This is a genomic window from Klebsiella sp. JN_Kp127 (assembly GCF_040062505.1).
Classification (GTDB): Bacteria; Pseudomonadota; Gammaproteobacteria; order Enterobacterales; family Enterobacteriaceae; genus Klebsiella; species Klebsiella quasipneumoniae.
Map to the genome: position 1 here is coordinate 51,926 of NZ_JBEAHS010000044.1, position 23,081 is coordinate 75,006.

General features: G+C 60.0%; 22 protein-coding genes. 9 read left to right on the plus strand and 13 right to left on the minus strand.

The window, feature by feature from the left end:
* Positions 1-130 precede the first annotated feature (130 nt).
* Complete coding sequence (locus tag ABLV04_RS17035) at positions 131-1,297, plus strand: benzoate/H(+) symporter BenE family transporter (protein WP_048297633.1); 1,167 nt, start codon at positions 131-133, stop codon at positions 1,295-1,297.
* On the opposite strand, the gene ABLV04_RS17040 is transcribed toward ABLV04_RS17035, so the two are convergent.
* Positions 1,274-2,143: an AraC family transcriptional regulator gene (locus ABLV04_RS17040; protein ID WP_348815953.1), complete on the minus strand. Its 870-nt coding sequence runs from the start codon at positions 2,141-2,143 to the stop codon at positions 1,274-1,276. The two genes, ABLV04_RS17035 and ABLV04_RS17040, sit on opposite strands and share 24 nt — an antisense overlap.
* Before the next feature lie 186 nt (positions 2,144-2,329).
* On the opposite strand from ABLV04_RS17040, the gene ABLV04_RS17045 reads away from it, so the two are divergent.
* Positions 2,330-3,226 (plus strand): DMT family transporter, encoded by an 897-nt coding sequence (locus ABLV04_RS17045; protein ID WP_348815944.1) that lies wholly within the window; start codon positions 2,330-2,332, stop codon positions 3,224-3,226.
* Positions 3,227-3,263: 37 nt separating this feature from the next.
* Here the strand turns inward: ABLV04_RS17045 and ABLV04_RS17050 are convergent, their stop codons facing one another.
* The 3 genes from ABLV04_RS17050 to tehA all read right to left on the minus strand — a co-directional run bounded on the left by ABLV04_RS17050 (position 3,264) and on the right by tehA (position 5,791).
* Positions 3,264-3,932, minus strand: coding sequence for a DUF3313 domain-containing protein (locus ABLV04_RS17050; protein WP_004202796.1), 669 nt, complete (start codon positions 3,930-3,932; stop codon positions 3,264-3,266).
* A 261-nt stretch (positions 3,933-4,193) separates the two neighbouring features.
* Positions 4,194-4,790 (minus strand): tellurite resistance methyltransferase TehB, encoded by a 597-nt coding sequence (gene tehB, locus ABLV04_RS17055; protein ID WP_044523527.1) that lies wholly within the window; start codon positions 4,788-4,790, stop codon positions 4,194-4,196.
* The gene (gene tehA / locus ABLV04_RS17060) at positions 4,787-5,791 is read right to left on the minus strand and encodes a dicarboxylate transporter/tellurite-resistance protein TehA (RefSeq protein ID WP_101995866.1); all 1,005 of its coding nucleotides are present in this window, start codon (positions 5,789-5,791) and stop codon (positions 4,787-4,789) included. Before tehA ends, tehB begins: the two co-directional genes overlap by 4 nt.
* Before the next feature lie 111 nt (positions 5,792-5,902).
* On the opposite strand from tehA, the gene ydcK reads away from it, so the two are divergent.
* Positions 5,903-6,883: a YdcK family protein gene (ydcK, locus tag ABLV04_RS17065; protein ID WP_023289907.1), complete on the plus strand. Its 981-nt coding sequence runs from the start codon at positions 5,903-5,905 to the stop codon at positions 6,881-6,883.
* On the opposite strand, the gene rimL is transcribed toward ydcK, so the two are convergent.
* From rimL to ABLV04_RS17085, 4 genes are all read right to left on the minus strand, one after another.
* Complete coding sequence (gene rimL, locus ABLV04_RS17070; protein ID WP_032453097.1) at positions 6,869-7,447, minus strand: 50S ribosomal protein L7/L12-serine acetyltransferase; 579 nt, start codon at positions 7,445-7,447, stop codon at positions 6,869-6,871. The genes ydcK and rimL overlap by 15 nt on opposite strands.
* Positions 7,448-7,500: 53 nt before the next feature.
* Positions 7,501-9,156 carry a glucan biosynthesis protein gene (locus ABLV04_RS17075; RefSeq protein ID WP_032453098.1) on the minus strand — a complete coding sequence of 552 codons (1,656 nt, stop codon included), beginning with the start codon at positions 9,154-9,156 and terminating at the stop codon, positions 7,501-7,503.
* Between the two features lie 296 nt (positions 9,157-9,452).
* Positions 9,453-10,958 (minus strand): carboxylesterase/lipase family protein, encoded by a 1,506-nt coding sequence (locus tag ABLV04_RS17080; protein WP_180265640.1) that lies wholly within the window; start codon positions 10,956-10,958, stop codon positions 9,453-9,455.
* 41 nt (positions 10,959-10,999) lie between these two features.
* Positions 11,000-12,343 (minus strand): VOC family protein, encoded by a 1,344-nt coding sequence (locus tag ABLV04_RS17085; protein WP_023289911.1) that lies wholly within the window; start codon positions 12,341-12,343, stop codon positions 11,000-11,002.
* Positions 12,344-12,582: 239 nt separating this feature from the next.
* Here ABLV04_RS17085 and pcaH point away from each other — a divergent pair, with 239 nt between their 5' ends.
* From pcaH to ABLV04_RS17105, 4 genes are all read left to right on the plus strand, one after another.
* The gene (pcaH, locus tag ABLV04_RS17090; RefSeq protein ID WP_004202816.1) at positions 12,583-13,323 is read left to right on the plus strand and encodes a protocatechuate 3,4-dioxygenase subunit beta; all 741 of its coding nucleotides are present in this window, start codon (positions 12,583-12,585) and stop codon (positions 13,321-13,323) included.
* On the plus strand, positions 13,320-13,940 hold the full coding sequence (gene pcaG, locus ABLV04_RS17095) for a protocatechuate 3,4-dioxygenase subunit alpha (protein WP_023289913.1): 621 nt from the start codon (positions 13,320-13,322) through the stop codon (positions 13,938-13,940). Before pcaH ends, pcaG begins: the two co-directional genes overlap by 4 nt.
* A 177-nt stretch (positions 13,941-14,117) precedes the next feature.
* Positions 14,118-15,041 (plus strand): LysR substrate-binding domain-containing protein, encoded by a 924-nt coding sequence (locus ABLV04_RS17100; protein WP_023289914.1) that lies wholly within the window; start codon positions 14,118-14,120, stop codon positions 15,039-15,041.
* Positions 15,042-15,318: 277 nt separating this feature from the next.
* On the plus strand, positions 15,319-17,691 hold the full coding sequence (locus ABLV04_RS17105) for a membrane-bound PQQ-dependent dehydrogenase, glucose/quinate/shikimate family (RefSeq protein WP_180265639.1): 2,373 nt from the start codon (positions 15,319-15,321) through the stop codon (positions 17,689-17,691).
* A 68-nt stretch (positions 17,692-17,759) separates the two neighbouring features.
* Here ABLV04_RS17105 and ABLV04_RS17110 read toward each other — a convergent pair whose 3' ends face one another.
* The 3 genes from ABLV04_RS17110 to cybB form a co-directional block, all read right to left on the minus strand.
* Entirely contained in the window at positions 17,760-18,878 is a 1,119-nt protein-coding gene (locus ABLV04_RS17110; RefSeq protein WP_023289916.1) for an S-(hydroxymethyl)glutathione dehydrogenase/class III alcohol dehydrogenase, read from the minus strand.
* 24 nt (positions 18,879-18,902) lie between these two features.
* Complete coding sequence (locus ABLV04_RS17115) at positions 18,903-19,178, minus strand: metal/formaldehyde-sensitive transcriptional repressor (protein ID WP_004202822.1); 276 nt, start codon at positions 19,176-19,178, stop codon at positions 18,903-18,905.
* Between the two features lie 104 nt (positions 19,179-19,282).
* Positions 19,283-19,810, minus strand: a complete 528-nt coding sequence (cybB, locus tag ABLV04_RS17120; RefSeq protein WP_023289917.1) for a cytochrome b561 — start codon at positions 19,808-19,810, stop codon at positions 19,283-19,285.
* A 243-nt stretch (positions 19,811-20,053) separates the two neighbouring features.
* Between cybB and ABLV04_RS17125 the strand changes: the two genes are divergently transcribed.
* Positions 20,054-20,422 (plus strand): hypothetical protein, encoded by a 369-nt coding sequence (locus ABLV04_RS17125; protein WP_004202826.1) that lies wholly within the window; start codon positions 20,054-20,056, stop codon positions 20,420-20,422.
* A gap of 9 nt (positions 20,423-20,431) precedes the next feature.
* Here ABLV04_RS17125 and ABLV04_RS17130 read toward each other — a convergent pair whose 3' ends face one another.
* Positions 20,432-20,617: a hypothetical protein gene (locus ABLV04_RS17130; protein ID WP_004202827.1), complete on the minus strand. Its 186-nt coding sequence runs from the start codon at positions 20,615-20,617 to the stop codon at positions 20,432-20,434.
* Positions 20,618-20,838: 221 nt separating this feature from the next.
* Here ABLV04_RS17130 and add point away from each other — a divergent pair, with 221 nt between their 5' ends.
* Complete coding sequence (gene add, locus ABLV04_RS17135) at positions 20,839-21,840, plus strand: adenosine deaminase (RefSeq protein ID WP_065881535.1); 1,002 nt, start codon at positions 20,839-20,841, stop codon at positions 21,838-21,840.
* A gap of 35 nt (positions 21,841-21,875) precedes the next feature.
* Here the strand turns inward: add and ABLV04_RS17140 are convergent, their stop codons facing one another.
* The gene (locus ABLV04_RS17140) at positions 21,876-22,916 is read right to left on the minus strand and encodes an oxidoreductase (protein ID WP_180265638.1); all 1,041 of its coding nucleotides are present in this window, start codon (positions 22,914-22,916) and stop codon (positions 21,876-21,878) included.
* Between the last annotated feature and the right edge of the window lie 165 nt (positions 22,917-23,081).

Below are 23,081 nucleotides of genomic sequence, written 5' to 3' on the forward strand. Positions count from 1 at the left end.
GGGCGATTAGCGGCATCGCGGGCTGTTTGCGACAAGAGCCTCGGTGCGCAGCCCTCACCACGCAGGAACCTTGTGCGCTAAAACGCACAATGATAGAGTAATTGGACGTTATAACGCACAAGAGAAAACTATGCGCTCGTTTACCGTTCCGCTTCCCACCCTGTTCGCCGGCTTCGTCGCCGTGCTGGTGGGCTACGCCAGCTCTGCCGCCATCATCTGGCAGGCTGCCGCTGCCGCCGGCGCCACGCCCGGGCAGATCGCCGGCTGGATGACGGCCCTGGGCCTCGCCATGGGCGTCAGCACCCTCGCGCTGAGCGGCTGGAGAAAAGTGCCGGTGCTCACCGCCTGGTCAACGCCGGGCGCCGCCCTGCTGGTCAGCGGCCTGCAGGGGGTGACCCTCCCTGAGGCGGTGGGGGTATTTATCTTCGCCAATGCGCTGATCGTCCTCTGCGGCGTTACCGGCCTGTTTGCCCGGCTGATGAAAATCATTCCCCATTCGCTGGCCGCCGCGATGCTGGCCGGCATTCTGCTGCGTTTCGGTTTGCAGGCCTTCGCCGGCTTCCAGGATCATCTGCTGCTGTGCGGCGGCATGCTCGCCGCCTGGCTTCTGTGTAAGGCGCTGTGGCCCCGCTTCGCCGTGGTCGCCGCGCTGGTTGCCGGGGCGCTGATTGCCGCGGCCTCCGGGGAGGTGGCCAGCGCCGCTGTGCCGCTGGCGTTTGTGGCGCCGGAATGGATCGCCCCGCAGTTTACCCCGGCGCTGCTGCTCAGCGTCGGCCTGCCCTTCTTCCTCGTGACCATGGCCTCACAGAACGCGCCCGGATTCGCTACCCTTCAGGCATCAGGCTATGCCGTACCAGTCTCCGCGCTGATCGTTGTCTGCGGGGGGCTGGCGCTGCTGCTGGCGCCGTTTGGGGTCTACTCGATCTGTATTGCGGCGATCACCGCCGCCATCTGCCAGAGCCCGGAGGCGCACCCGGATCCGCAGAAGCGTTGGCTGGCTGCCATGGCCGCAGGCGGTTTTTATCTGCTGGCCGGTCTGTTCGGGGGATCGATCACCGCGCTGATGTCGGCCCTGCCGACAGCGTGGATCCAGATGCTGGCCGGCCTGGCGTTGCTCGGCACCATCGGCGGTAGTCTGTTTCAGGCGGTACATCAGGCCAGTGAGCGCGACGCGGCGGTGCTGACCTTTCTGATCACCGCCAGCGGCGTGACGCTGGCGGGAATTGGCTCGGCATTCTGGGGCGTGGTGCTCGGCGGAGTGAGCTACGGCGTGCTATCCGCGCTGCGCCGCCCGTAGCTGGGACGGCGTCAGGCCGGTGGCGGCTTTGACCCGATGGCTGAAATGGCTGGCGGAGCTGAAACCGCAGGCCAGAGCGATCTCGGTGAGCGGCAGCGCGCTGTGGCAGATCAGGTTTTGCGCCTTCGCCATTCGCTGCTGCATCACATATTGATGCGGAGCCATATTCAGCGACTGGCGGAACATACGGGCAAAATGAAATTCACTCAGTCCCGCCTGCTGCGCCAGGTCGGCCAGGGTCAATGGCTGATCGAGGTGAGCGTCGATCCAAGCCAGCACATGACGCTTCACCCCCGGCGCCAGTCCCCCGGTGACCGAGGGCAAACGCCACTGCACGGTGGAATAGTGCTGGATCAGATGGGTGAGCAATAAACTGCTGGCGGCGCTAAGGGTCAGCTGGTTCGCCGGCTGTCGCCAGTCATTAGCCAGCAAAAACTGACGATACACGGTGGTGATTTTGTCATCGCTGGCAAAGGTTTTCTCCTGCAGGGTGAAGTTCGCCGGGCTGCGATCCCACACCTCCTCCCCGACGCGGCGCAGATGCGCATCGGTACAATAGAGATGGACAAACGACAGATCGCCGCGGATATCCCAGACGCTTTCATCGCCTTTCGGCATCAGGCAAAAGCGATCCGGGCCGCCGCCATTCTTCCAGCCGTGCGGCGTCTTTTGATAGCTTTCATAACCATCGGCGACGTACAGGCTTAAGGTATGATGATCGCTGCGTACCGTTACGGTATCGCAGTTGTTATACCAGGCGGCCAGTTGAATACCGGAATTCAGCTCCATGGTGCCCTTCAGCACCGCGTTCTGTCGCCGTAATGTTTCAAACGTCCCGTAACCCATCGCCTTCACGCATCTGTCCTGTCTGGAAAAACTCTAGTCTAGGGAGACTGCGACGCGGTTTCCAGTCCTCACCGCCGGCGAAAGACAAATAAGCGCAAGAATTTGCAAGCCGACAACAAGCGGGTGAAAGCCGCAGGTTGCGGCAGGCGGCATACTCCTCCCTTCAACAGGCAGAGGAGAATCAGGGTGAACGCATTACTTTATGCACTCGTTGTCGTTATCTGGGGAACGACGTGGATTGCGATTTTTTTACAGCAGGGGCCGGTGGCGGCGCCGGTATCGATTTTCTGGCGTTTCGCCGTGGCCAGCGTCACGATGCTGGCGATTCTGCTCGTCACGCGACGTCTGCGGCCGCTGGGCGCGAAGGACCATCTCTGCTGCCTGCTGCAGGGCTGCTGCGTCTTCTGCTTCAATTTCTGGTGCTTTTATACCGCCGCCGCCTGGATCAACACCGGTCTGGAATCGGTGATCTTTTCCATGGCGGTGCTGTTTAACGCCATCAACAGCTTTCTTTTCTTCCGTCAGCAGGCGCCGGGACGCTTCTGGGCTGCCGCCGCGCTCGGTCTGGCCGGTATCGTCACCCTGTTCTGGGATGACCTGCTGGCCAACGGGCTGAACGCTTCACTACTGTGGGGGATCGGTCTGAGCGCGCTGGGCACTTACGGCTTTTCGCTGGGCAATATGTTCAGTATTCGTCACCAGCGGCGGGGGCTGGAGACGCTGACCACCAACAGCTGGGCGATGCTGTACGGCACGCTGGTGATGGGCGCCATCGCACTCCTCCGCGGGGATAATTTTATGCCGGAGTGGACCGTCAGCTATCTTGGCGCCCTGCTTTACCTGGCGCTGTTCGGCTCAGTTGTCGCCTTCGGCGCCTATTTCACCCTTGTGGGGCGCATCGGCGCCAGCAAAGCCGCCTACAGTACGCTGCTGTTTCCGCTGGTCGCCCTGTCCATCTCCACCGTCTATGAAGGCTATGTATGGCACAGCAACGCCGTTATCGGACTGGCGCTGATCCTGTTGGGTAATCTGGTGATGTTTGCCAAACCGGAACAGCTGCTGCTGCGCCGAAAGCTGGCCTGAAACGGCGGAACGCCGTCGGCAGACGGCGCTGGCGAGATTACCGCTGGGAAGGGTCGAATTTGACGGCGTCGACCGCCATATCATCGATCACCTGCTTCATGGTTTCGATGGTCAGCGGCGTGTTTTCATTAGCCAGGGTTTTTCCTTCCCCTTTACGAACCACTTTGATCACCGGCTTGTTGGTGCTGGCGTCAATCAGTTCGGCTTCAAAATAGAGGTCGGTGTCCATCGTACGATGGCCGGTGGCGGCCTGAGTACCGGCAACAATCATCGCGACCGGAACCACTTCATAGAACTGCAGCCCTTCTTTGCTGGAGTCCACCCCGGTGATCGCTCCGCGGAAAATAAGGCTACGCTTGCCGGCGGTGGTAGCCAGCGGTTTACGCTCGGAAATGGCCTGTTTGAGCTGTTTGTTGGTGTAATTAAGAATATCCTGCAACGCCTTTTCACCGACCTGGGTCGTCGGCTTCGGTACCGGATAGTACGTTACCGGATGGTAGACGACATTATCGTAGTTAGCCGGATTGTAGTTTGGGTCGATCCAGCGCAGCTCCGACTTGCCGGAGGCCGTGGTGGCTTCTTTCAGGTTGGAATAATCTTTTAAAAAGCCCGAATACTGATTCGGCTGCGCCAGTTTGGACGCACAGCCCGTCAACGCTAACATCCCCGCCAGAGCGGCGACTTTAAATAACACGCGAGTACGCATAAAGAGATCCCTGTAAATGCAGTTTTTTCGGCAGACGTTATAGCAGATAAGACCCAGTAGTTTTGTGACAAAATGAGGGCTTCGTCAAGGAAGATATACAAATATTGATGGGATCAACATTACGTTATTAAATAATTACTTAATAGATGAACAGGTCGCCTTTAACCCTCTGTTCAGCGAGGCTTTTCGCGCGTCTTTATCCGATGGGTATTAGCGCAAGGCGGCGCGGTCAATCTCAGCCATTTCACGCGCCGCTGAGGATTATGCGGGCTTGCGCGCCAGCAGCGTGGCGAAGCGCAGTTTGATCCGGTTGCCGCTGGCGTCGGTCCGATGCAGCTCACCGACGTCCTCATTGTATTTCAGTAATTCCCAGCCCCGGTAGTACTCCCGAAGTTCATCGGGTTTAAAAGCAAACGGGAAGCCGACGGTGCAGGGATAGTCCTCGGTGTCCATCGCCGCGACAATCAGGTTATAGCCCCCGGCGGCGGTGCAACGCTGCATATTGGCGATGAGACCCGGGATAGCGCCGGCCTCAAGAAACATCATCACCACGGTGGAGAGGATCAGATCATACTCGCCGTCAAAGGTCAGGCTGTTGAGGTCTTTCACCGCGGTCTGCAAATTATCCAGCCCTTCGGCGGCGCGAATAGTCTCCAGATTATTGATGCTCATCGCATTTTTATCCCACGCCGTCACCGTGAAGCCGTTCGCCGCCAGATAAAGGCTGTTACGTCCGTTGCCGCAGCCCAGATCCAGCGCCCGCCCCGGCGGCACCATCGTCGCGGCATGCAGCACCTCGGAGTGGGTGCGGGTCAGGCCATATTTTTCACTAAAATAGTCCGCGTCACGCGTTGTCATGATCCTTCCTTCTTATTCAGGAGTGTTTCCCGGTCGACCTGTAGCAACAGTTTCCCGCTGACCAACAGCAGCCCTGTGCGCAGCAGCAGCAGGCCGATGACCAGATTGCTAAAAATAAAGAGCGGCAGCGCCAGATGATGAAAAAAGCCGTCCGCCTTCGCCTGGCCCAGATGCAGACCGGTAGTGGCCAGTGCGGAAATACCGAACGAGAAGCTCCAGAAAGAAGCATTGAACGGCTGGCGAAGATACCAGGGCATCAGACGCAGCATAAACAACAGCTGCAGCAGACCGTAGCCAAACAGCAGCTTAGCCAAGATATCAGCCTCCCCGCCGTTGACGCTGAGCCAGGCGCTGCAGGCCACCAGCGCAGGCGCCAGCTGGATCCCCAACGACGTGCGCAGCGCGGTCGGCAGTTCGCCTGCGCTGCGCAGACGATGGAGGATAGCCGGCTCAAGGCTCAGCCAGGAGAAGACTCCGGCGCCAAGGAACACCAGTCCGGCGTCGGTAAACCCCAGCGCGCCGCAGGCCATCGCGCTGATAAAATTATTCGCCACCGTGGGCAGATACAGCCCCGGCGTGGTGGCCTCGCGAGGATGGTTTCCCCGCCACAGGCCGCCGCTTTGCCAGGCGGCATAGGCGAGCTGCAGCGCCACGCCCGGCACAAACAGCCCGATGGCCAGCGGCCGGCACCAGGGTACCAGTCCAATCGATACCAGCAAGGTAGTGGCGGGAAACAGGCTGACGAAGCTGCTGCTGACGGAATGTCGCATCTCCTGCAGCACACTCGCCGGAAAGCGGATCGCCCGGCTGATAAACGCCATGCTGAGCAGGACCCACATCGCCATCGCCAGCGTCACCAGCCCATCACCAATGCTGCGGCTGACCGGCCAGAGGGTGCTGGCGTAACGCCAGGCAAAGCCCATCCCGATGGTGCCGAGCACCATGCCAAAGTAACCCGCCGGCAGATTCAGCACCTGCCGCGACGTATGCGTTTTGTTCATTTTATTGATGATATCAATTTAATTTGAAGTTGCATTCTAAAGGAACCTTATCCCACGCGCTACGGCGATCTTTGCTATGTTTATGTTAACCATAAGTAATGAGGATCGGGAATGCGTAAATACCGTCTCAGCGAACAGACCCGGCAGTATTGTTACCAGGCAGAGGATGGCAAACAGTGCGTCACCCTGCGCCAGATCGTGGCGCTTATCGATTTCGCTGACGTCAAAGCGGGCAGCGAAGGCGGCTGGGTGGAGGAGGAAAGCGCTCTCAGCCAGCAGGGAGAGTGCTGGATCTACGATGCCAACAGCGTGGTCTTCGCCGGGGCGCGCATCCTCGACGATGCCCGACTCCATGGCCCCTGCGAGGTCAGCCATGGGGCTATCATCAGCGGACGGGCATCCATTCACGCCTCGCAGATCAGCCATCACGCGCAGATTGGTGACAACGTCACGATTAGCCTGAGTACGGTGCGCGGTGACTGTCGCCTCGCCGACGAGGCGCGTCTTCTGCCCCACTGTCAGGTGATTGCCGCCCGCGGGCTGACCGCCGACCGCGACAAAGTGCTGCAGATTTATCAGCGAGCCACCGTCAGCGCGTCGCGCATTCTCCATCAGGCGCAGATCTATGGCGAGGCCTACGTCGAGCACGCTTTTGTCGAACATCGGGCGGAAGTCTTTGACCACGCCAGGCTTGAGGGAAACGAGGAGAATGACGTTTGGGTGTGCGATAACGCGCGGATTTACGGGCATGCCCGTCTGATCGCGGGTCGCGGCGAAGATGCCATTCCCACTGTGCGCTACAGTTCCCAGGTTGCGGAGAATGCGGTGATTGAAGGTAACTGTCTGCTAAAGCACCGGGCGATGGTGGGCGGCGAGGCGCAGCTGCGCGGTGGACCGATTCTGCTTGACGACGACGTGCTGATCCAGGGTCGGGCTGTCATCGTCGGCGATGTGATCGTTGAGCACCAGGTCACGCTTGGGGACGAGGTGCAGATCGCCGCGCGGGAAGGAGAAGCCATTCACCTGCGCGGCCCGAAGACCCTCGACGGCCAGCAGCAGATCACCCGAACGCCGCTGTTAGGCGCCCTGTAGCGCCTCGTCGCGGTCAATAATGCGGGCGTAGATATTCTGATCGTCATAGCTGCCGTTCAGATACTCGGCCTGGCGGAGACAGCCTTCCAGAACAAACCCGTTACGCAACGCCACCTGGTTGCTGCGGGTATTCGCCACCCGACATTTGATCACAAACCGGCGCACCAGCCCGCTGCGGGCATAATAGTGGATAAAGGCCTGCAGGGAACGGGACAGATACCCCTGCCCCTGGCAATCTTCATCGATCCAATAGCCAATATAGGCCGTCTTATTCTGCGGTTCGATCTGGTTGAACGACAGAACGCCAATCGGCCGCTTATCGAGAAACAGCAAAAACATTTTGGCGTAATCCCGCTGGTGCAGCATCACGTTACCCTGCACATGGCGGCGGGTCTCCTCTTCGCTGCGCACCTCTCCGGCCCAGCTGAGCGACTGCTGTAGCCAGCGCTGGTTTTTCACCACCAGCTGGTGCAGGTCGCTGACGTAACGCTCATCAATGGCGGTAAGCGTCAGTCCCTCGGTCACCGGGATCGACTCAGGTACTGCTGGAATGTCTGTGGTCATGGGGCTCTCTGCGGGCCCGCAGGGGGTGCCTGGGGGCCACGGCTGTCACGGGGTTATTTCATGATCCGGTCGTCGACGTAGTTACGTTTATCCGGCGCCGGCGGGAAGTACTGATAGAGCCAGGTTTCGCTGATGGCTTCGCCCTGACAGCGCAGGAACAGACGCATCTCCACCGGGTCGGTCGAGTCGGAGGTCGGATACCAGTCGAAGAGGATCCGGTAGCCATCGAACGGCTCGACGTAGAGGATCTCAATCTGCTTCGCTTCGCCGCTGGAGAGGGTGATCACCGGTTCAATACCGCGCGGCGCGGCCGCTTTCAGATCGCCGCCGACAAAGTCGATGGCAAAACGACGCGCCCACTTGTCCGGGTAGTGTTCCCCCGGCGCCCATCCCTCCGGGAAGCCCCCCATCCCGGTGCGGGTGGCGAGCACACGCGCCAGCGGGGTGCTCACCGGCGGCTGCGCGCTCCAGTAGAGGCGGTAGCGGAAGTCCAGTTCGTCGCCCGCCTTCACCGCCTTTTCCGGCTGCCAGAAGCAGACGATGTTATCCAGCGTTTCACCGGTGGTCGGGATCTCCATCAGGCTGACCGCCCCTTTGCCCCACTGGTTACGCGGCTCCACCCACAGGCTGGGACGCTTGTTATACCAGCCCATCACGTCCTGGTAGTGGGAGAAATCGCGGTCCAGCTGCAGCAGACCAAAACCGCGCGGGTTCTTGTCCTGGAAGGCGTTGAACTGCAGCTTCTGCGGGTTGTTCAACGGCCGGCAGACCCATTCGCCGTTGCCCAGCCACATCGACAGCCGATCGGAGTCGTGGATCTGCGGGTGGATGGTATCGCACATCCGACGCTCGTTGTTGCCGCAGCTGAACATGCTGGTCATCGGCGCGATACCCAGCTGTTTGATATCCTTGCGGGCGTAGAGATGGTTCTCCACGTCCATAATGACCTGGGTATCCTGGCAGTGGATGGTGAACTTGTAGGCGCCAGTGATGCTCGGGCTGTCCAGCAGAGCGTAAACGGTAAATACCGTGGCGTCCCCTTTGACCGTTTCGAACCAGAAAGAGGTGAAATCGGGGAACTCTTCCGGGGTATCGGTAAAGGTATCTACCGCCAGCCCACGGGCCGAGAGGCCGTACTGGTAGGTGCTGTCTACCGCGCGGAAATAGCTGGCGCCGAGAAACGCCACGATATCCCGGCGCGCCAGCTCAGGCGCTTTAAATACCCGGAACCCGGCGAAGCCGAGGTCGGACTGGCCTTCCAGCTGGCGGGTATCCACCCCGGCGTCATTGTACTTGAACAGCTCCGGACGGAAGTGGATCTCGCGCGCCTGCTGGGTGGCGGCGTCTAAAGAGAACATGCGCACGCGGCGACGGAACCCCATCCCGACGTGGAAAAACTGGATATCCAGTTTGCGTTCTTCAATATTGTTCCACAGCGAGTGGTTGGCGTCATACTGGATGCTGTTATAAGCCTGCGGGGTGAGATTGGCCAGCGTCGGCGGCAGATCGCGCGGGGCGCCGCCCCACGGCTGGCGCGCCAGATCGTGAGCCATCGCCTGCAGTACGGCATAATCAAAACGACGTGTCTGCCCGTCGGCAATGCCCGCGTCTTCAGCAAACGCGGCCTGACTGAATAAGGAAGCGACTCCTGACGTTCCGCATACGGCGGCAACAGCCATGGAAGATTTAAGAAAACGTCTGCGGTTCATGCCTGAGAAAGCGTCCTTCTGCACGGGTGAATTGATTCGCAACGCGTCATCACGCTGCGTGATAATTTCCGCCCACTCTAGACAAAAACGATTAATAATCCAATTGTTGCCAGCAGAAAAACGGTAAAAAAGCCCTGTCTACCAGAACAGGCTGTTTTTTCATCACCGGCGGAGGGAGAGCGCTATATCCAGCCCAGGGCCCGCCTGCAAACAAAGCGGACAGCACTCATCCTGTCTCATCGCCGGGGCGTTTCTTAGCCGCCCGCGGCCTGCAGCTGAGCCGCGACCCATCCCCTTTATTCGAGGGTCACGTGATGCTTCATCACCCGGCGAAACAGCGCCAGCCGGGCGCGCATAAAGCGATTCTCCACTTTAAAGCCGGCACGCTTATGCAGGCCAATGCGCAGCAGACGATCCCGTCCGCGCACGCACGCCGGCCAACGCACCGCGCCGGCAAGCACCTGCTCGCCGCTGGCGACGCGGGCAAACTGGGCCCAGTAGTCAGCGACCTGACCGGCGAAGGCCAGATCCGCTTCACTGGCATATTGCCGCACCGGGTCGGTGAGCCGCAGGTTATCAAACACGTAGGGGACCTCGTTGCCGTGCCAGGCGCCGTGCGGATAGACATCATGCTCCGCTTCCGCCACATAATCGAACCAGTACCGCCAGCATGGCTGGCCCACGCGCTGCTGGGCCTGCATCACCACATAGCCGAGGGTGGTAAACGCCATATCCCGACAGACTTCCCGCCCCAGCGCTTCATCCCCCTTGACGCCGGGATAGAGGAGTTTGATCAGTCCCAGTCCCAGACGGCGCTCGCGGCGCAGCTTCTGGATCTGCCCGGCGATATCGACGCCAAACACCGCCATCACGCTGGCTTCATCGCTGTTGGAGCCGATCATCACCGGCATCGGATGCTGGCGCCCGGCAAAAAAGGTCTCCAGCATCGGCTGCGGAAGCACCACATCGCCGGCGATGGGCGCTGGCCCGATATTCAGCGGGGCGGTTAGCGACCAGAAGGCCTCCGCCGGGATCGCCCGCAGTTGTTCGGCGCTGGCCTGCGGCAAGGCGAAGCGTTCCGCCAGCAGGCAGCCTTTCTCCAGCGCCTTTTCTCGCGGCAGATCGGGTAAGGTATACCCGCTCTGAATAATCGCTTTATGGAACAACCCTTTCGCTTTCGGCGAGGCCATCAGCGACAGCACGCTGCGCGCCCCGGCGGATTCGCCAAACAGCGTGACGTTGGCGGCGTCGCCGCCGAAGGCGTGAATATTCTCCTGGACCCACTGCAGGGCGGCGATCTGGTCGAGCAGCGCGAAGTTATACAGACGCTCGCCCGCCTCTTCCTCCAGTGCCGGATGGGCGAAAAAGCCAAGATGGCCCAGTCGGTAGTTGACCGTCACCACCACCACGTCGCGGCTGGCCAGCGCCAGGCCATCGTAAGGCGGCAGGCTGCCGGCGCCGATGGTAAACCCGCCGCCGTGCAACCAGACCATCACCGGCAGCGGCTGCGCTGCGCTGGCGGGGGCCCAGACGTTGAGATAGAGACAGTCTTCGCTGAAGCGGCCGGGATCCCCGCCGCCAAGTTCGCGGCAGTAGTCAATGTCCTGCCAGCTGGCGGCGGAAAAGGTGTCGGCCTGACGCACGCCATGCCAGCGGGCGGGAGGCTGCGGCGCGCGCCAGCGCAGCGGCCCCACGGGCGGCGCGGCGTACGGAATGCCGCGCCAGATATGGATCCCCTGCTCTGCGCTCCCGGCCAGCGTGCCCTGCCGGGTTTTCGCCAACGGTTTCGACGGATGTTGCATAACCTGCTCCCTGTAAGGCTGATGCCAGCAGGGTACTGATTTTACAGCAGACCGCAACGTCGTTTGCTGCGCTCCTCCGCCTGCCGGTACAGTTCAAACTCATCCTGCACCGGGCAGCCCAGCGCCGCCTCAAAGGCTTCGCGGCTGGCATTCCCGTGGCTGCGCGCCTGGGTTTCGTTACCCAGATTGGACTGAAAAATGCCCGCCGCGCTGACCGGTAAAAAATCCTCATAGACGATGGGCTGGGCCACCACCCATCCGCGCTCGATCAGCGGCTGGGGATCGTCGCCCGGGCGAAACGCCTGGCGATGGGCCTCGCCAGCCGGCGTCAGGCGGTAGCGAAACCAGGCCAGCCCCTGCTGACGCAGCAGAAATTCGCTGTCGGGAAATTCGCGGAACACCTCCTGCAGATGCAGCTGGTGGCTGAGATTGTCTTTGCCGGTCCCTGCCGCCTGCAGCAGCCGGTCGTACAGCGCGCGCCCTTTCGGCGTCAGCGCCACGCCGCGCTGCTCAATTTCGCCAAAGCGGGCGCTGTGGGTGCCGCGGTGTTCGCCGGCGAACATCACCGGCTCCTCAAGCGCCTTGAAGCTGGTCTGCCGCAGGAGGATCGGTACCTCCCGGCGCGGTGGACCTTCGATCAGGGCCTTTGGCTCAATACCGCACTCCGGCATCAGGGCCTGCGCGCGGTCAATATCCAGCGTCCGCGGCGTGAGGTGGTTGATATGGCATCCCGGGAAGCAGACCACATCGGCAATCAGGCGATGTTCGCGATGCAGCGCGTGGTAGGTCTCCTCATCGACGGTGGCATGCCGGTGCCAGCGGAAGGTCTCCAGCGCCTCCTGCACAAACTCGCGGGCTTCCGCAGGGGTGAACGCCCCTTCGGCCTCGTGCCGGGCGATCAGCGCCAGGCAGCGGGGAGTGAATATGTTGCGCCGGGCGAGGATCGCCTCGGCCCGCTCGCGCAGAGCGCGGTTTTCGATCAGCTCCAGACGCAGCAGCGAGGTAAAAACCCGAAACGGATTGCGCGCCAGCGCGGCATCGTCGACAGGACGAAACGCCGTGGAGTGAACCGGCACGCCGGCCTGCGAGAGATCGTAATAGCTGACGGGATACATCCCCATAATGGCAAACATGCGACGCAGCGTCGCCAGTTCCTCCGCTGTGCCCACGCGGATCGCCCCGTGGCGCTCAACGTTCAGGCGCGCCAGCTCGTCGGCGTTGGCCAGTTGTTCATGCAGCTTCGGATTATTTTCCAGTACCGCCAGGTTGACGTCAGCCACCAGCTCCAGCAGCGTCCCGTACTGCGGAACTTCCTGCTGGTACATAGCCGACATGGCCTGCGAAAAGTGCTCCCGAATCTCATCAGCCGTGATGGTGTTCGCCATGATGTGTTACCTCCAGTGAATACTTCCTGGAGTGTAGGAAAGCTGCCTCCCGGCGGGGGGAAGAATTTACAAACTGTGATGGCGATAACCTGCTTCCGGTCACGGGCATAGCGCAGAACATAACCGATGGTTATGAAAAACAACCGGTAATTTCACTTTAAATTAACAATACATTTACACACACTGTTTCTGGCGACATTACAACAACATGCCCCTCTACCCTCTATACGGAGTACCCGATGAACGATAAATGGTCCCCGCGCGAGGTTATCCATCGCGATTACAGTAGTCACCCGCCCGCTTACGCCCCGGGCTATAAAACCAGCGTCCTGCGCTCCCCGAAAAACGCCCTGATCTCCCTGCAGAACTCGCTGTCGGAGATCACCGGCCCGGTGTTTAGCCGCGACGACCTGGGTCCGCTGGATAATGACCTTATCCTTAACTATGCCAAAGAAGGCCTGCCGATTGGCGAGCGGATCATTGTGCACGGCTACGTGCGGGATGGCTTCGGCCGACCGATGAAAAACACCCTGGTGGAAGTCTGGCAGGCCAATGCCGGCGGCCGCTATCGACATAAAAAAGATCAGTATCTGGCGCCGATTGACCCGAACTTCGGCGGCTGCGGCCGGGTGCTGACCGACGAGAACGGCTATTACTGTTTTCGCACCATCAAGCCCGGCCCCTACCCCTGGCGCAACCAGGCCAGCGACTGGCGTCCGGCGCATATTCATTTCTCGCTCTCGGGCGACGCCTGGGCCCAGCGCCTGATCACCCAGATGTATTTCGAAGGCGACCCGCTGATCAAGCAGTGCCCGATCGTCAGAACCATTAATAATGACGACGCCGTGCGCACCCTGATCGCCGAGCTGGACATGCACGCCGCCGTGCCGCTGGATTGTCTGGCCTACCGCTTCGACCTTGTTCTGCGCGGCCATCGCGCCACGCTGTTTGAAAATCGCACTCAGGGGGCCGCCCGATGAAAGAGTATCTGCCTGAAACCGCCTCGCAGACCGCGGGACCCTATGTTCATATTGGTCTGGCGCCGGACGCCGCGGGTTTCCATATTTTTGAGAAAAATTTTGGTCCGGTTCTCACCACCGCCGATACCGTCGGAGAACGAATCACCATTGAAGGCCGGGTTATCGACGGCTCCGGAACCCCGGTCCGCGATGTGCTGCTGGAGATCTGGCAGGCCAACGCCGCGGGACGCTATAACCATCCTGACGATCGTCAGCAGCAGAAAGCGGTCGACCCGGGCTTTCGCGGCTGGGGGCGCACCTGCTCTGACTTCACCTCCGGCGTCTGGCGCTTTGAAACCATCAAGCCCGGCGCGGTGGTTGGCCGCGATGGCCGTCTGATGGCGCCGCACGTCAATCTGTGGGTGGTGGCCCGGGGGATCAATATTGGCCTCAATACGCGGATGTATTTTGCCGATGAGCACGAGGCCAACGCCAGCGACCCGGTACTGAATCTCATCGAGTGGGAGGTGAGACGCAAAACCTTAATCGCTGAGCGCGAAGTTCGCGGTGCGGAAGTGGTCTATCGTTTCGACATTTATCTGCAGGGCGAGAACGAAACCGTCTTTTTCGATATCTAGCGGCCATGCAGACCACCGCCGTCGCCCCGCACAGCCGGGGCGGCGGCGTGTTAAACCATAGGGAAAGATCTTGTAATGTAATCAGCTCAAATGTTAAAAATATTTTGCTATCTGGTTATCAAATTTAAACAAGGCCGCTTGTCTCTTTCACCGCTGTGTTTTTAACATCATCTTACTATGGAAAAAAATGGTCTCTTCAGTCAGCGCATTCGCTTGCGCCATCTACACACCTTCGTGGCCGTCGCTCAACAGGGAACGCTGGGGCGCGCGGCTGAAACTTTAAATCTGAGCCAGCCAGCACTTTCAAAAACGCTTAACGAGCTTGAACAGCTGACCGGTACCCGTCTGTTTGAGCGGGGACGTCTGGGGGCGCAGCTGACCCTGGTCGGGGAACAGTTTCTGACTCATGCCGTGAAGGTGCTTGATGCCCTTAACTCGGCGGGCCAGGCGCTGAACCGTAAAGAGGGCCTGAATAACGATATTGTACGCATCGGCGCGCTGCCTACCGCCGCGCTGGGGATCCTGCCGACGGTGATCGGCCAGTTCCATAAGCAGCAAAAAGATATCACGCTGCAGGTCGCCACCATGAACAACACCATGCTGCTCGCCGGGTTAAAGTCCGGGGAGATCGACATCGGCATCGGACGGATGTCCGATCCGGAGCTGATGAGCGGCCTGCATTACGAACTGCTGTTCCTGGAATCCCTTAAGCTGGTGGTTCGTCCGGGACATCCCCTGCTGCAGGAGACGGTGACCCTCAGTCGGGTGATGGAGTGGCCGGTGGTGGTCTCGCCAAAGGGCACCGTGCCGCGGCAAAACGCCGAAGCGCTGCTCCAGAGCCAGGGGTGTAAAATGCCTGCCGGCTGCATCGAGACCCTGTCCGCCTCCCTGTCGCGCCAGCTAACGGTTGATTTTGACTATGTCTGGTTCGTCCCTTCCGGGGCGGTGAAAGACGATCTTCGCCGTGGCGTACTGACCGCCCTGCCGATTGCCACCCAGGGCGCCGGGGAGCCCATCGGCATTTTAACCCGCGTCGATGCGACGCTGACCCCCGGGACGCACACCCTGCTCAGCGCTATTCGTAAATCAATGCCTGCCTGATCCGCCGCTCCCCCGGCCCGTCGCGGCCGGGGAGCCGACGCCGACTGAGACACATTCAGCAAAATAATCATTTAGTGCGAAATTATTTATTAACATTTGCGCAAATTTCTTTAACAGATCTATCATATCGCGATTTCACCAAATGGTTCATATGAAATCAAAGCAGGCAATAAATTTGGCTTTATGAAGATAAAAACCACTTCATTCAAAAATAAAACAAAATAACTTTGTTTCATTTGGTTCGTAATGAGGTGGCTGGTGTGGTTAAGGAGATTTCATGACAACTGGCAACGCGCCGCGCGGATTCCCCCGGATCCTGCAGTGGCTTCTCGCCGGACTGATGCTGATCATCGGTCTGGCTATCGGTATTCTGGGGGCAAAACTGGCTCTCGTCGGCGGCACGCTGTACTTTGCGCTGATGGGCGTGGTGATGGTTATCGCGGCAGTGCTAATTTTCCGTCGCCGCCGCGGCGGGATTTTGCTGTACGCCGTGGCGTTTATCGCCTCAGTGATCTGGGCGATCGGCGACGCTGGCTGGAACTTCTGGCCGCTCTTCTCGCGCCTGTTCGCCCTTGGCGTGCTGGCCTTTCTCGCCGCCCTGGTCTGGCCTTTCCTCGCCAGCCCGCCGGCGAAAAAAGGCCCGGCTTTTGCCATCGCTGCCGTGCTCGCCGTGGCGCTGGCGGGAAGCTTTGGCTGGATGTTTAAATCCGAACCGCTGGTCAGCGCCACGGAAGCGGTACCGGTGAAACCCGTCGCGCCGGGCGAAGAGCAGATAAACTGGGCGCACTGGGGCAACACCACCCACGGCGACCGCTTCGCCGCTCTCGATCAAATCAACAAGCACAACGTCAACCAGCTGCAGGTAGCCTGGGTGGCGCATACTGGGGATATTCCGCAGAGCAATGGCTCCGGTGCGGAAGATCAGAATACCCCGCTGCAGATTGGCGATACCCTCTACGTCTGTACCCCATACAGCAAAGTGCTGGCGCTGGATGTCGACAGCGGCAAAGAGAAATGGCGCTATGACTCCAAATCCTCTTCGCCTAACTGGCAGCGCTGCCGCGGCTTAGGCTATTACGAAGATAGCCAGGCGCAGACGACGCCAGCGTCAGGCGCCCAGCCTGCCGCCTGCTCCCGTCGTCTGTTCCTGCCGACGATCGATGCCCGTCTGATCGCCATTGATGCCGACACCGGCAAACTGTGCGAGAGCTTCGGCGATCGCGGTATTGTCGACCTCAGCGTCGGAATGGGCGAAGTCAAAGCGGGCTACTATCAACAGACCTCCACCCCGCTGGTCGCGGGCAATGTGGTGGTGGTGGGCGGCCGCGTCGCGGATAACTACTCTACCGGCGAACCGCCGGGGGTGGTCCGCGCGTTTGACGTCCATACCGGTAAACTGGCCTGGGCGTGGGATCCGGGTAATCCGGCGCTGACCGGCGTACCGCCGGAGGGCCAGACCTATACGCGCGGCACGCCGAACGTCTGGTCGGCGATGTCTTACGACGCGAAGCTGAACCTGATCTATCTGCCGACCGGCAACGCTACGCCAGACTTCTTCGGCGGCGAACGAACCGCGCTGGACGACAAATACAGCTCCTCTATCGTCGCTGTGGATGCCGCGACCGGCCAGGTACGCTGGCACTTCCAGACCACCCACCACGACCTGTGGGACTTTGACCTGCCGTCTCAGCCGCTGCTGTACGATCTGCCTGACGGCAAGGGCGGCACCACCCCGGTGCTGGTGCAGACCAGCAAGCAGGGCATGATCTTTATGCTCAATCGCGAAACCGGCGAGCCGGTGGCGAAAGTGGAAGAGCGACCGGTGCCGGTGGGCAACGTCAAAGGCGAGCGCTACTCGCCGACGCAGCCTTACTCGGTGGGAATGCCGATGATCGGCAACCAGACGCTGACCGAGTCCGATATGTGGGGCGCGACGCCGATCGACCTGCTGCTGTGCCGTATCCAGTTCAAAGAGATGCGCCACCAGGGGGTCTTTACCCCGCCGGGGGAAGACCGCTCCCTGCAGTTCCCGGGCTCGCTCGGCGGCATGAACTGGGGTAGCGTCTCGGTGGATCCCAACAACAGCCTGATGTTCGTTAACGATATGCGTCTCGGTCTCGCCAACTATATGGTGCCGCGCGAAAAGGTAGCGAAAGACGCCAGCGGCATTGAGATGGGCATCGTGCCGATGGAAGGCACGCCGTTTGGCGCTATGCGCGAACGTTTCCTGTCGCCGCTGGGCATTCCGTGCCAGAAACCGCCTTTCGGCACCATGTCCGCTGTGGATCTGAAAACCGGGAAACTGGTGTGGCAGGTGCCGGTAGGCACCGTAGAGGATACCGGTCCGCTGGGGATCCGCATGCATATGCCGATTCCGATCGGTATGCCGACCCTTGGCGCGTCGCTGGCGACGCAGTCCGGGCTGTTGTTCTTCGCCGGTACTCAGGATTTCTACCTGCGCGCCTTTGATACCGCTAACGGCAAGGAGATCTGGAAATCCCGTCTGCCGGTTGGCAGTCAGTCCGGCCCGATGACCTACGTGTCGCCGAAAACCGGTAAGCAATACATCATTATCAATGCGGGCGGCGCCCGTCAGTCTCCGGATCGCGGCGATTACATTATCGCCTATGCGCTTCCTGACCATCACTGATTGACCTAAGCAAAAGGGCCCATTCGGGCCCTTTTTTGCTGCTGACGAAACGCCTTGCGCGTTAGCGATTACTGGTCGCCAAAGTGGATCACGGTGCGAATCGATTTGCCTTCATGCATCAGGTCAAAGGCCTCGTTAATTTGCGCCAGCGGCAGGCGATGAGTAATAAACGGGTCGAGGCGAATTTTACCCGCCATCGCGTCTTCCACCATTCCCGGCAGCTGGCTACGGCCTTTCACGCCGCCAAAGGCGGAGCCGCGCCACACCCGGCCAGTCACCAGCTGGAACGGACGGGTCTTGATCTCCTGCCCGGCGCCGGCCACGCCGATAATGACGCTCTCGCCCCAGCCTTTATGGCAGCATTCCAGCGCCGCGCGCATCACATTGACATTACCGATGCACTCGAAGCTGAAATCCACCCCGCCGTCGGTCAGCTCAACGATCACATCCTGAATGGGCTTATCGTAGTCGTTGGGGTTGATAAAGTCGGTAGCCCCCATCTCTTTCGCGAGAGTGAACTTATCCGGGTTAGTATCGACCGCCAGAATGCGCCCGGCTTGCGCCTGCACGGCGCCCTGGATCACCGCCAGGCCGATGCCGCCCAGACCAAAGACCGCGACGGTATCCCCGGGCTTAACCTTCGCCGTGTTATGCACCGCGCCGATGCCGGTGGTCACGCCGCAGCCCAGCAGACACACTTTATCCAGCGGCGCCTGCGGATTGACTTTCGCCAGCGAGATCTCAGCGCAGACCGTGTATTCGCTGAAGGTGCTGGTGCCCATGTAGTGATAAATCGGTTCGCCGTTATACGAGAAACGGGTGGTGCCGTCCGGCATCAGCCCTTTGCCCTGGGTGGCGCGCACCGCCTGACAGAGATTGGTTTTACCCGACTTACAGAACTTGCACTCGCCGCATTCGGCGGTATACAGCGGGATGACATGATCGCCCGGCTTAAGACTGGTGACGCCCTCGCCCACTTCCACGACCACGCCGCCGCCTTCATGGCCCAGCACCGCCGGGAAGACGCCTTCGGGATCGTCGCCGGAAAGGGTGAAGGCATCGGTATGGCACACGCCGGTATGGGTGATTTTCACCAGAACTTCGCCTTTTTTCGGCGGCGCGACGTCAATCTCTACGATTTTTAACGGCTGACCGGGGCCAAAGGCCACTGCTGCGCGTGATTTCATAACTGTCTCTTCCTCGTCGTGATGTTATTTTAAATAAGATCGTAGCAGATGACCGACCTCTGCCATTCTCGCGGCCCGCTGGTCCGGGGTGGTGTCGCCGCTGACCAGCTCGTCCTGCAGGTGGATCTCCACCATTTCGCCCATCAGACCGTTTGCCGCCCCGCGAATCGAGGCGATCTGCTGCAGGATAGTCATACAGGGTTCGCCTGACTCCAGCGCGCGTTCAAGGGCTTCAACCTGGCCGCGGATGCGGCGTACGCGGCTGAGGGCCCGTTTTTTATCTTCAGGTGAATGTGGCACGATAACGCCTCCGTATCATATAGGGGGGTATACTATATTTTATTAGCCGCAAAGGCAAAAAAAACCCCGTCGCGGGACGGGGTCTGAATGTTGAAGCGAGTGATTCAGCGCTTACGGGGCATCATTCGCAGCAGGGTATTATCTTTCCACCAGTAATGATGGAGCAGCGCGGCAAAGGCATGCAGGCCAATCACGAAGTAACCGGCATTCGCTAACCATTCATGGATCGCTTTCAGGGTGTCCACCCGCTCAAAATCGCTCTGCGGGGCATACGGCATCGTCAGGCCAAAGGCGTACCAGGGATTCCCGCGCCAGTACATCATCACCATGCCGATCAGCGGCAGGGCAATAAACAGCAGATAAATAACCAGATGGCCGAGATGGGCGAAACCGGTCATCATTGGCGACGGCTTCGGCACGATCGGCGGCGTCGGCGTTTTCAGCCGCACCAGCAGACGCGCCGCCATCAGCACGCAAATGGCGATCCCGCAGGAAACATGAATCATATTAATCAGCGGCCGATCGCTGCGGGGGAAAAATCCGCGCAGCTCCATCGCCGCATAGGCCACCACCACCAGCAAGAAGACCAGCCAGTGGATGCCAATCTGCAGGCCGGAATATTTATCGCGCATGGAATATCCTTAATGGAAAGTGTGATGCTGCCAACATAGCGGCCTTCCCTTAAATTTTCATTAACCTTTACGTTGAATTAACAAATGATTACCGCATTGTGCCGAGCCGCTGCGCCCTGGCCACGCGAACGGGCGCCGGATACCATGAGCTATTACAAAATTAAACAGTTTTGTTACCTGCCGCCGCGCTCTCCCCTCTATAGTTGAGAACATCTGTCGGCCACGCTGCGTATGGAGATAAAAATGAAGAAAATCAGCTTACCGCTATTGCTGCTGACCGCGTTGGCCAGCCCGACTTTCGCCGCGGACTGTCAGCCTAACGGCATCGGCGGCTCATTTTGCATTAACGATGACGGGACCACCACCGACACGGTGCCGAATGAAGTCAACGGTATGGATACGTATTCGAACAATGGCGGGTATAGCAGTTCTCTGCCCGACCAGTCGGGGGCAGAGGAAGCGCTTGAAGGGTCAACGCTGTCGACGCAGCAGGACAGCGTCGCCAGCAGCGGTCAGGGAGACAGCGCCCTGGCGGGCCGCGACTGGCATTCGCCGTCCAATCTGAATGATGGCGCCGCCACCTCCAGTATGAGCCTGCTGGATAAACCCTGAGGCCTGGCGTCAGGCAAAGCTCCAGCCTGCGGCGCCGATGGCGACGGCGAACAGCAGGCAGGCCAGCGCCGTTTTGCGTAACAGCATGGTATAGAAGGAGATGGCGACGCCAACGAATACCACCAACAGAATGGGCCACATGCTTAATAACAACAGCAGAAAACCCTCAATATTATTATGGATTACGCTTTCCACATCCGCATCCCTGCCTCATCGTCGATAAAGTAAGCAGAATTTAATATGTAACATGAATACATTCAAATAAAATATAAATGTAAATGATTATGCGCCGCATTCTGCTGCGCCGGCCGGGCCTGGCGCAGGCGTTTGTTTCTTTTGCCTTTTTTCAATCGTTTTAAAGCGTTAGGTATCTGTTGTATAATGACGTGCACTTTAACTAAAAAAAGAGTGCGACCATGATTGATTCCTCATTGCCATTAACCGACATTCACCGCCACCTTGACGGTAACATCCGGGCCCAAACCATCCTCGATCTTGGCCGCGAGTTTAACATCACCCTTCCCGCTACCACCCTTGACACGCTGCGTCCCCACGTCCAGGTCACCAGCCTGGAGCCCGATCTGGTCAGTTTTCTCGCCAAGCTCGACTGGGGGGTGAAAGTCCTGGCCTCGCTGGAAGCCTGCCGTCGCGTGGCGTATGAGAACGTTGAAGACGCGGCGCGCAATGGCCTGCACTACGTGGAGCTGCGCTTCTCCCCCCGCTATATGGCGATGACCCACCAGCTGCCGGTCGACGGCGTGGTAGAGGCAGTGATCGCCGGGGTACGTGAGGGGTGCCGCGATTTCCAGGTCGATGCCCGCCTGATCGGCATTTTGAGCCGCACCTTTGGCGAAGCGGCCTGCCAGGAAGAGCTGGCGGCCCTGCTCGCCCACCGCGATGGCATCACCGCCCTCGACCTCGCTGGCGATGAGCTGGGCTTCCCGGGGGCGCTGTTCCTCAGTCATTTTAACCAGGCCCGCGATGCCGGGTGGCATATCACCGTCCACGCTGGCGAAGCGGCCGGTCCGGAAAGTATCTGGCAGGCCATCCGTGAACTGGGCGCCGAGCGCATCGGCCATGGGGTAAAAGCGGTACAGGATCCCGCCCTGATGGACTATCTGGCCGAGCACCGCATCGGGATTGAATCCTGCCTCACCTCGAACGTGCAAACCAGCACCGTGCCCTCTCTGGCCCAGCATCCGCTGAAGCAGTTCCTTGAGCACGGCGTGCTGGCGAGCCTCAACACTGACGATCCGGCGGTCCAGGGGGTCGACATTATCCACGAATACACCGTGGCGGCGCCGGCGGCGGGGCTGAGCCGGGAGCAGATCCGCCAGGCGCAGATCAACGGACTGACTCAGGCGTTTCTCAGCGAACAGGAAAAAGCCTCGCTCATTCAGCGGGTGGCCAAAGGCTGATTACCGGCCCGGCAGCCGCGCTGCCGGGCTATTTTTCACACCAGGCTGAGCGTGGCGCGGTGCCGGGCCGACTCAATACCGAGCTCAATCAGGGTCATGATCTGAATCGCCTCGCTGGCCGGGACCGGGTTTTCTCCCACCCCGTTGAGCGCATCGCGGATAGCGGCATAGTAAGCGGGATAATTGCCCGGCAGCGTCAGCCACGTCTCCTCGCTGCGTTCGTCGCCTTCGGCGCGAGTGAGGGTACCGTCACGCATATCATACCCCCAGTCCTCCTGCGGCAAACGTTCGCCATTTTTCAACCGCTCCTCCTGCGGGTCGAGACCGTACTTGATATAGCTGGCCCGCGAGCCGTGGACGATAAAGCGCGCGCTCTCCGCGGCGGCGAGCAATGTGCCGTGCAGCACCACCCGCCGCTGGGGATAGGCCAGCACCGCGTGAAAATAGTCGGTGGATTGCGCGCCGGGCCGAAGCTGAGCGAGATCGACCGTGATGCTCACCGGCAGACCAAACAGCGCCACCGCCTGGTCGAGCAGATGCGGTCCAAGATCATACCAAATTCCGCTCCCGGGGCCCGCCTGCTCCCGCCAGCGCTGGCGCACCTGCGGCCGGAAACGGTCGAAATGTGATTCGAAGTAACCCACCTCTCCCAGCTGGCCTTCGTTGATCAATGTTCTGACCGTTAAGAAATCACTGTCCCAGCGCCGGTTGTGAAATACCGACAGCACCCGACCCCAGTGCTTCGCCAGGCTCTCCAGCTCGCGAGCCTGTGACAGTGTCACGGTAAAGGGTTTATCCACCACCACGTGCTTCCCGGCCTCCAGCGCCGCTTTCGCCAGTGGGAAGTGCGTGTCGTTCGGCGTGGCGATGACCACCAGATCGATCTCCGGGTCGTTCAGCAATTCACTCGCCGCACTGACCACCTTCACGCCAGGCCAGTCGGCATGAACTTTGGCCGCGTCGCTGCTGGAGACCGTCGTCAGCGCCAGGCCCGACGTGCCGCTGATTAACGGCGCATGAAACGTTTTGCTGGCGTAGCCATAGCCCACCAGCCCCACCCGGATCGCATCACTCATGTTACCGCCTCGCTTATTCAGCTGATGTCAATATCTGGTTAATGAGAATATTCTTACAAACCGCGACTCAAACTTATCATTTTTCCACTTACGGTTTTACCGCATGCGTGAAAAATCAGACAGATACCCCTTGTGATCTGCTGACCATAGAGTAACATTTCCCAC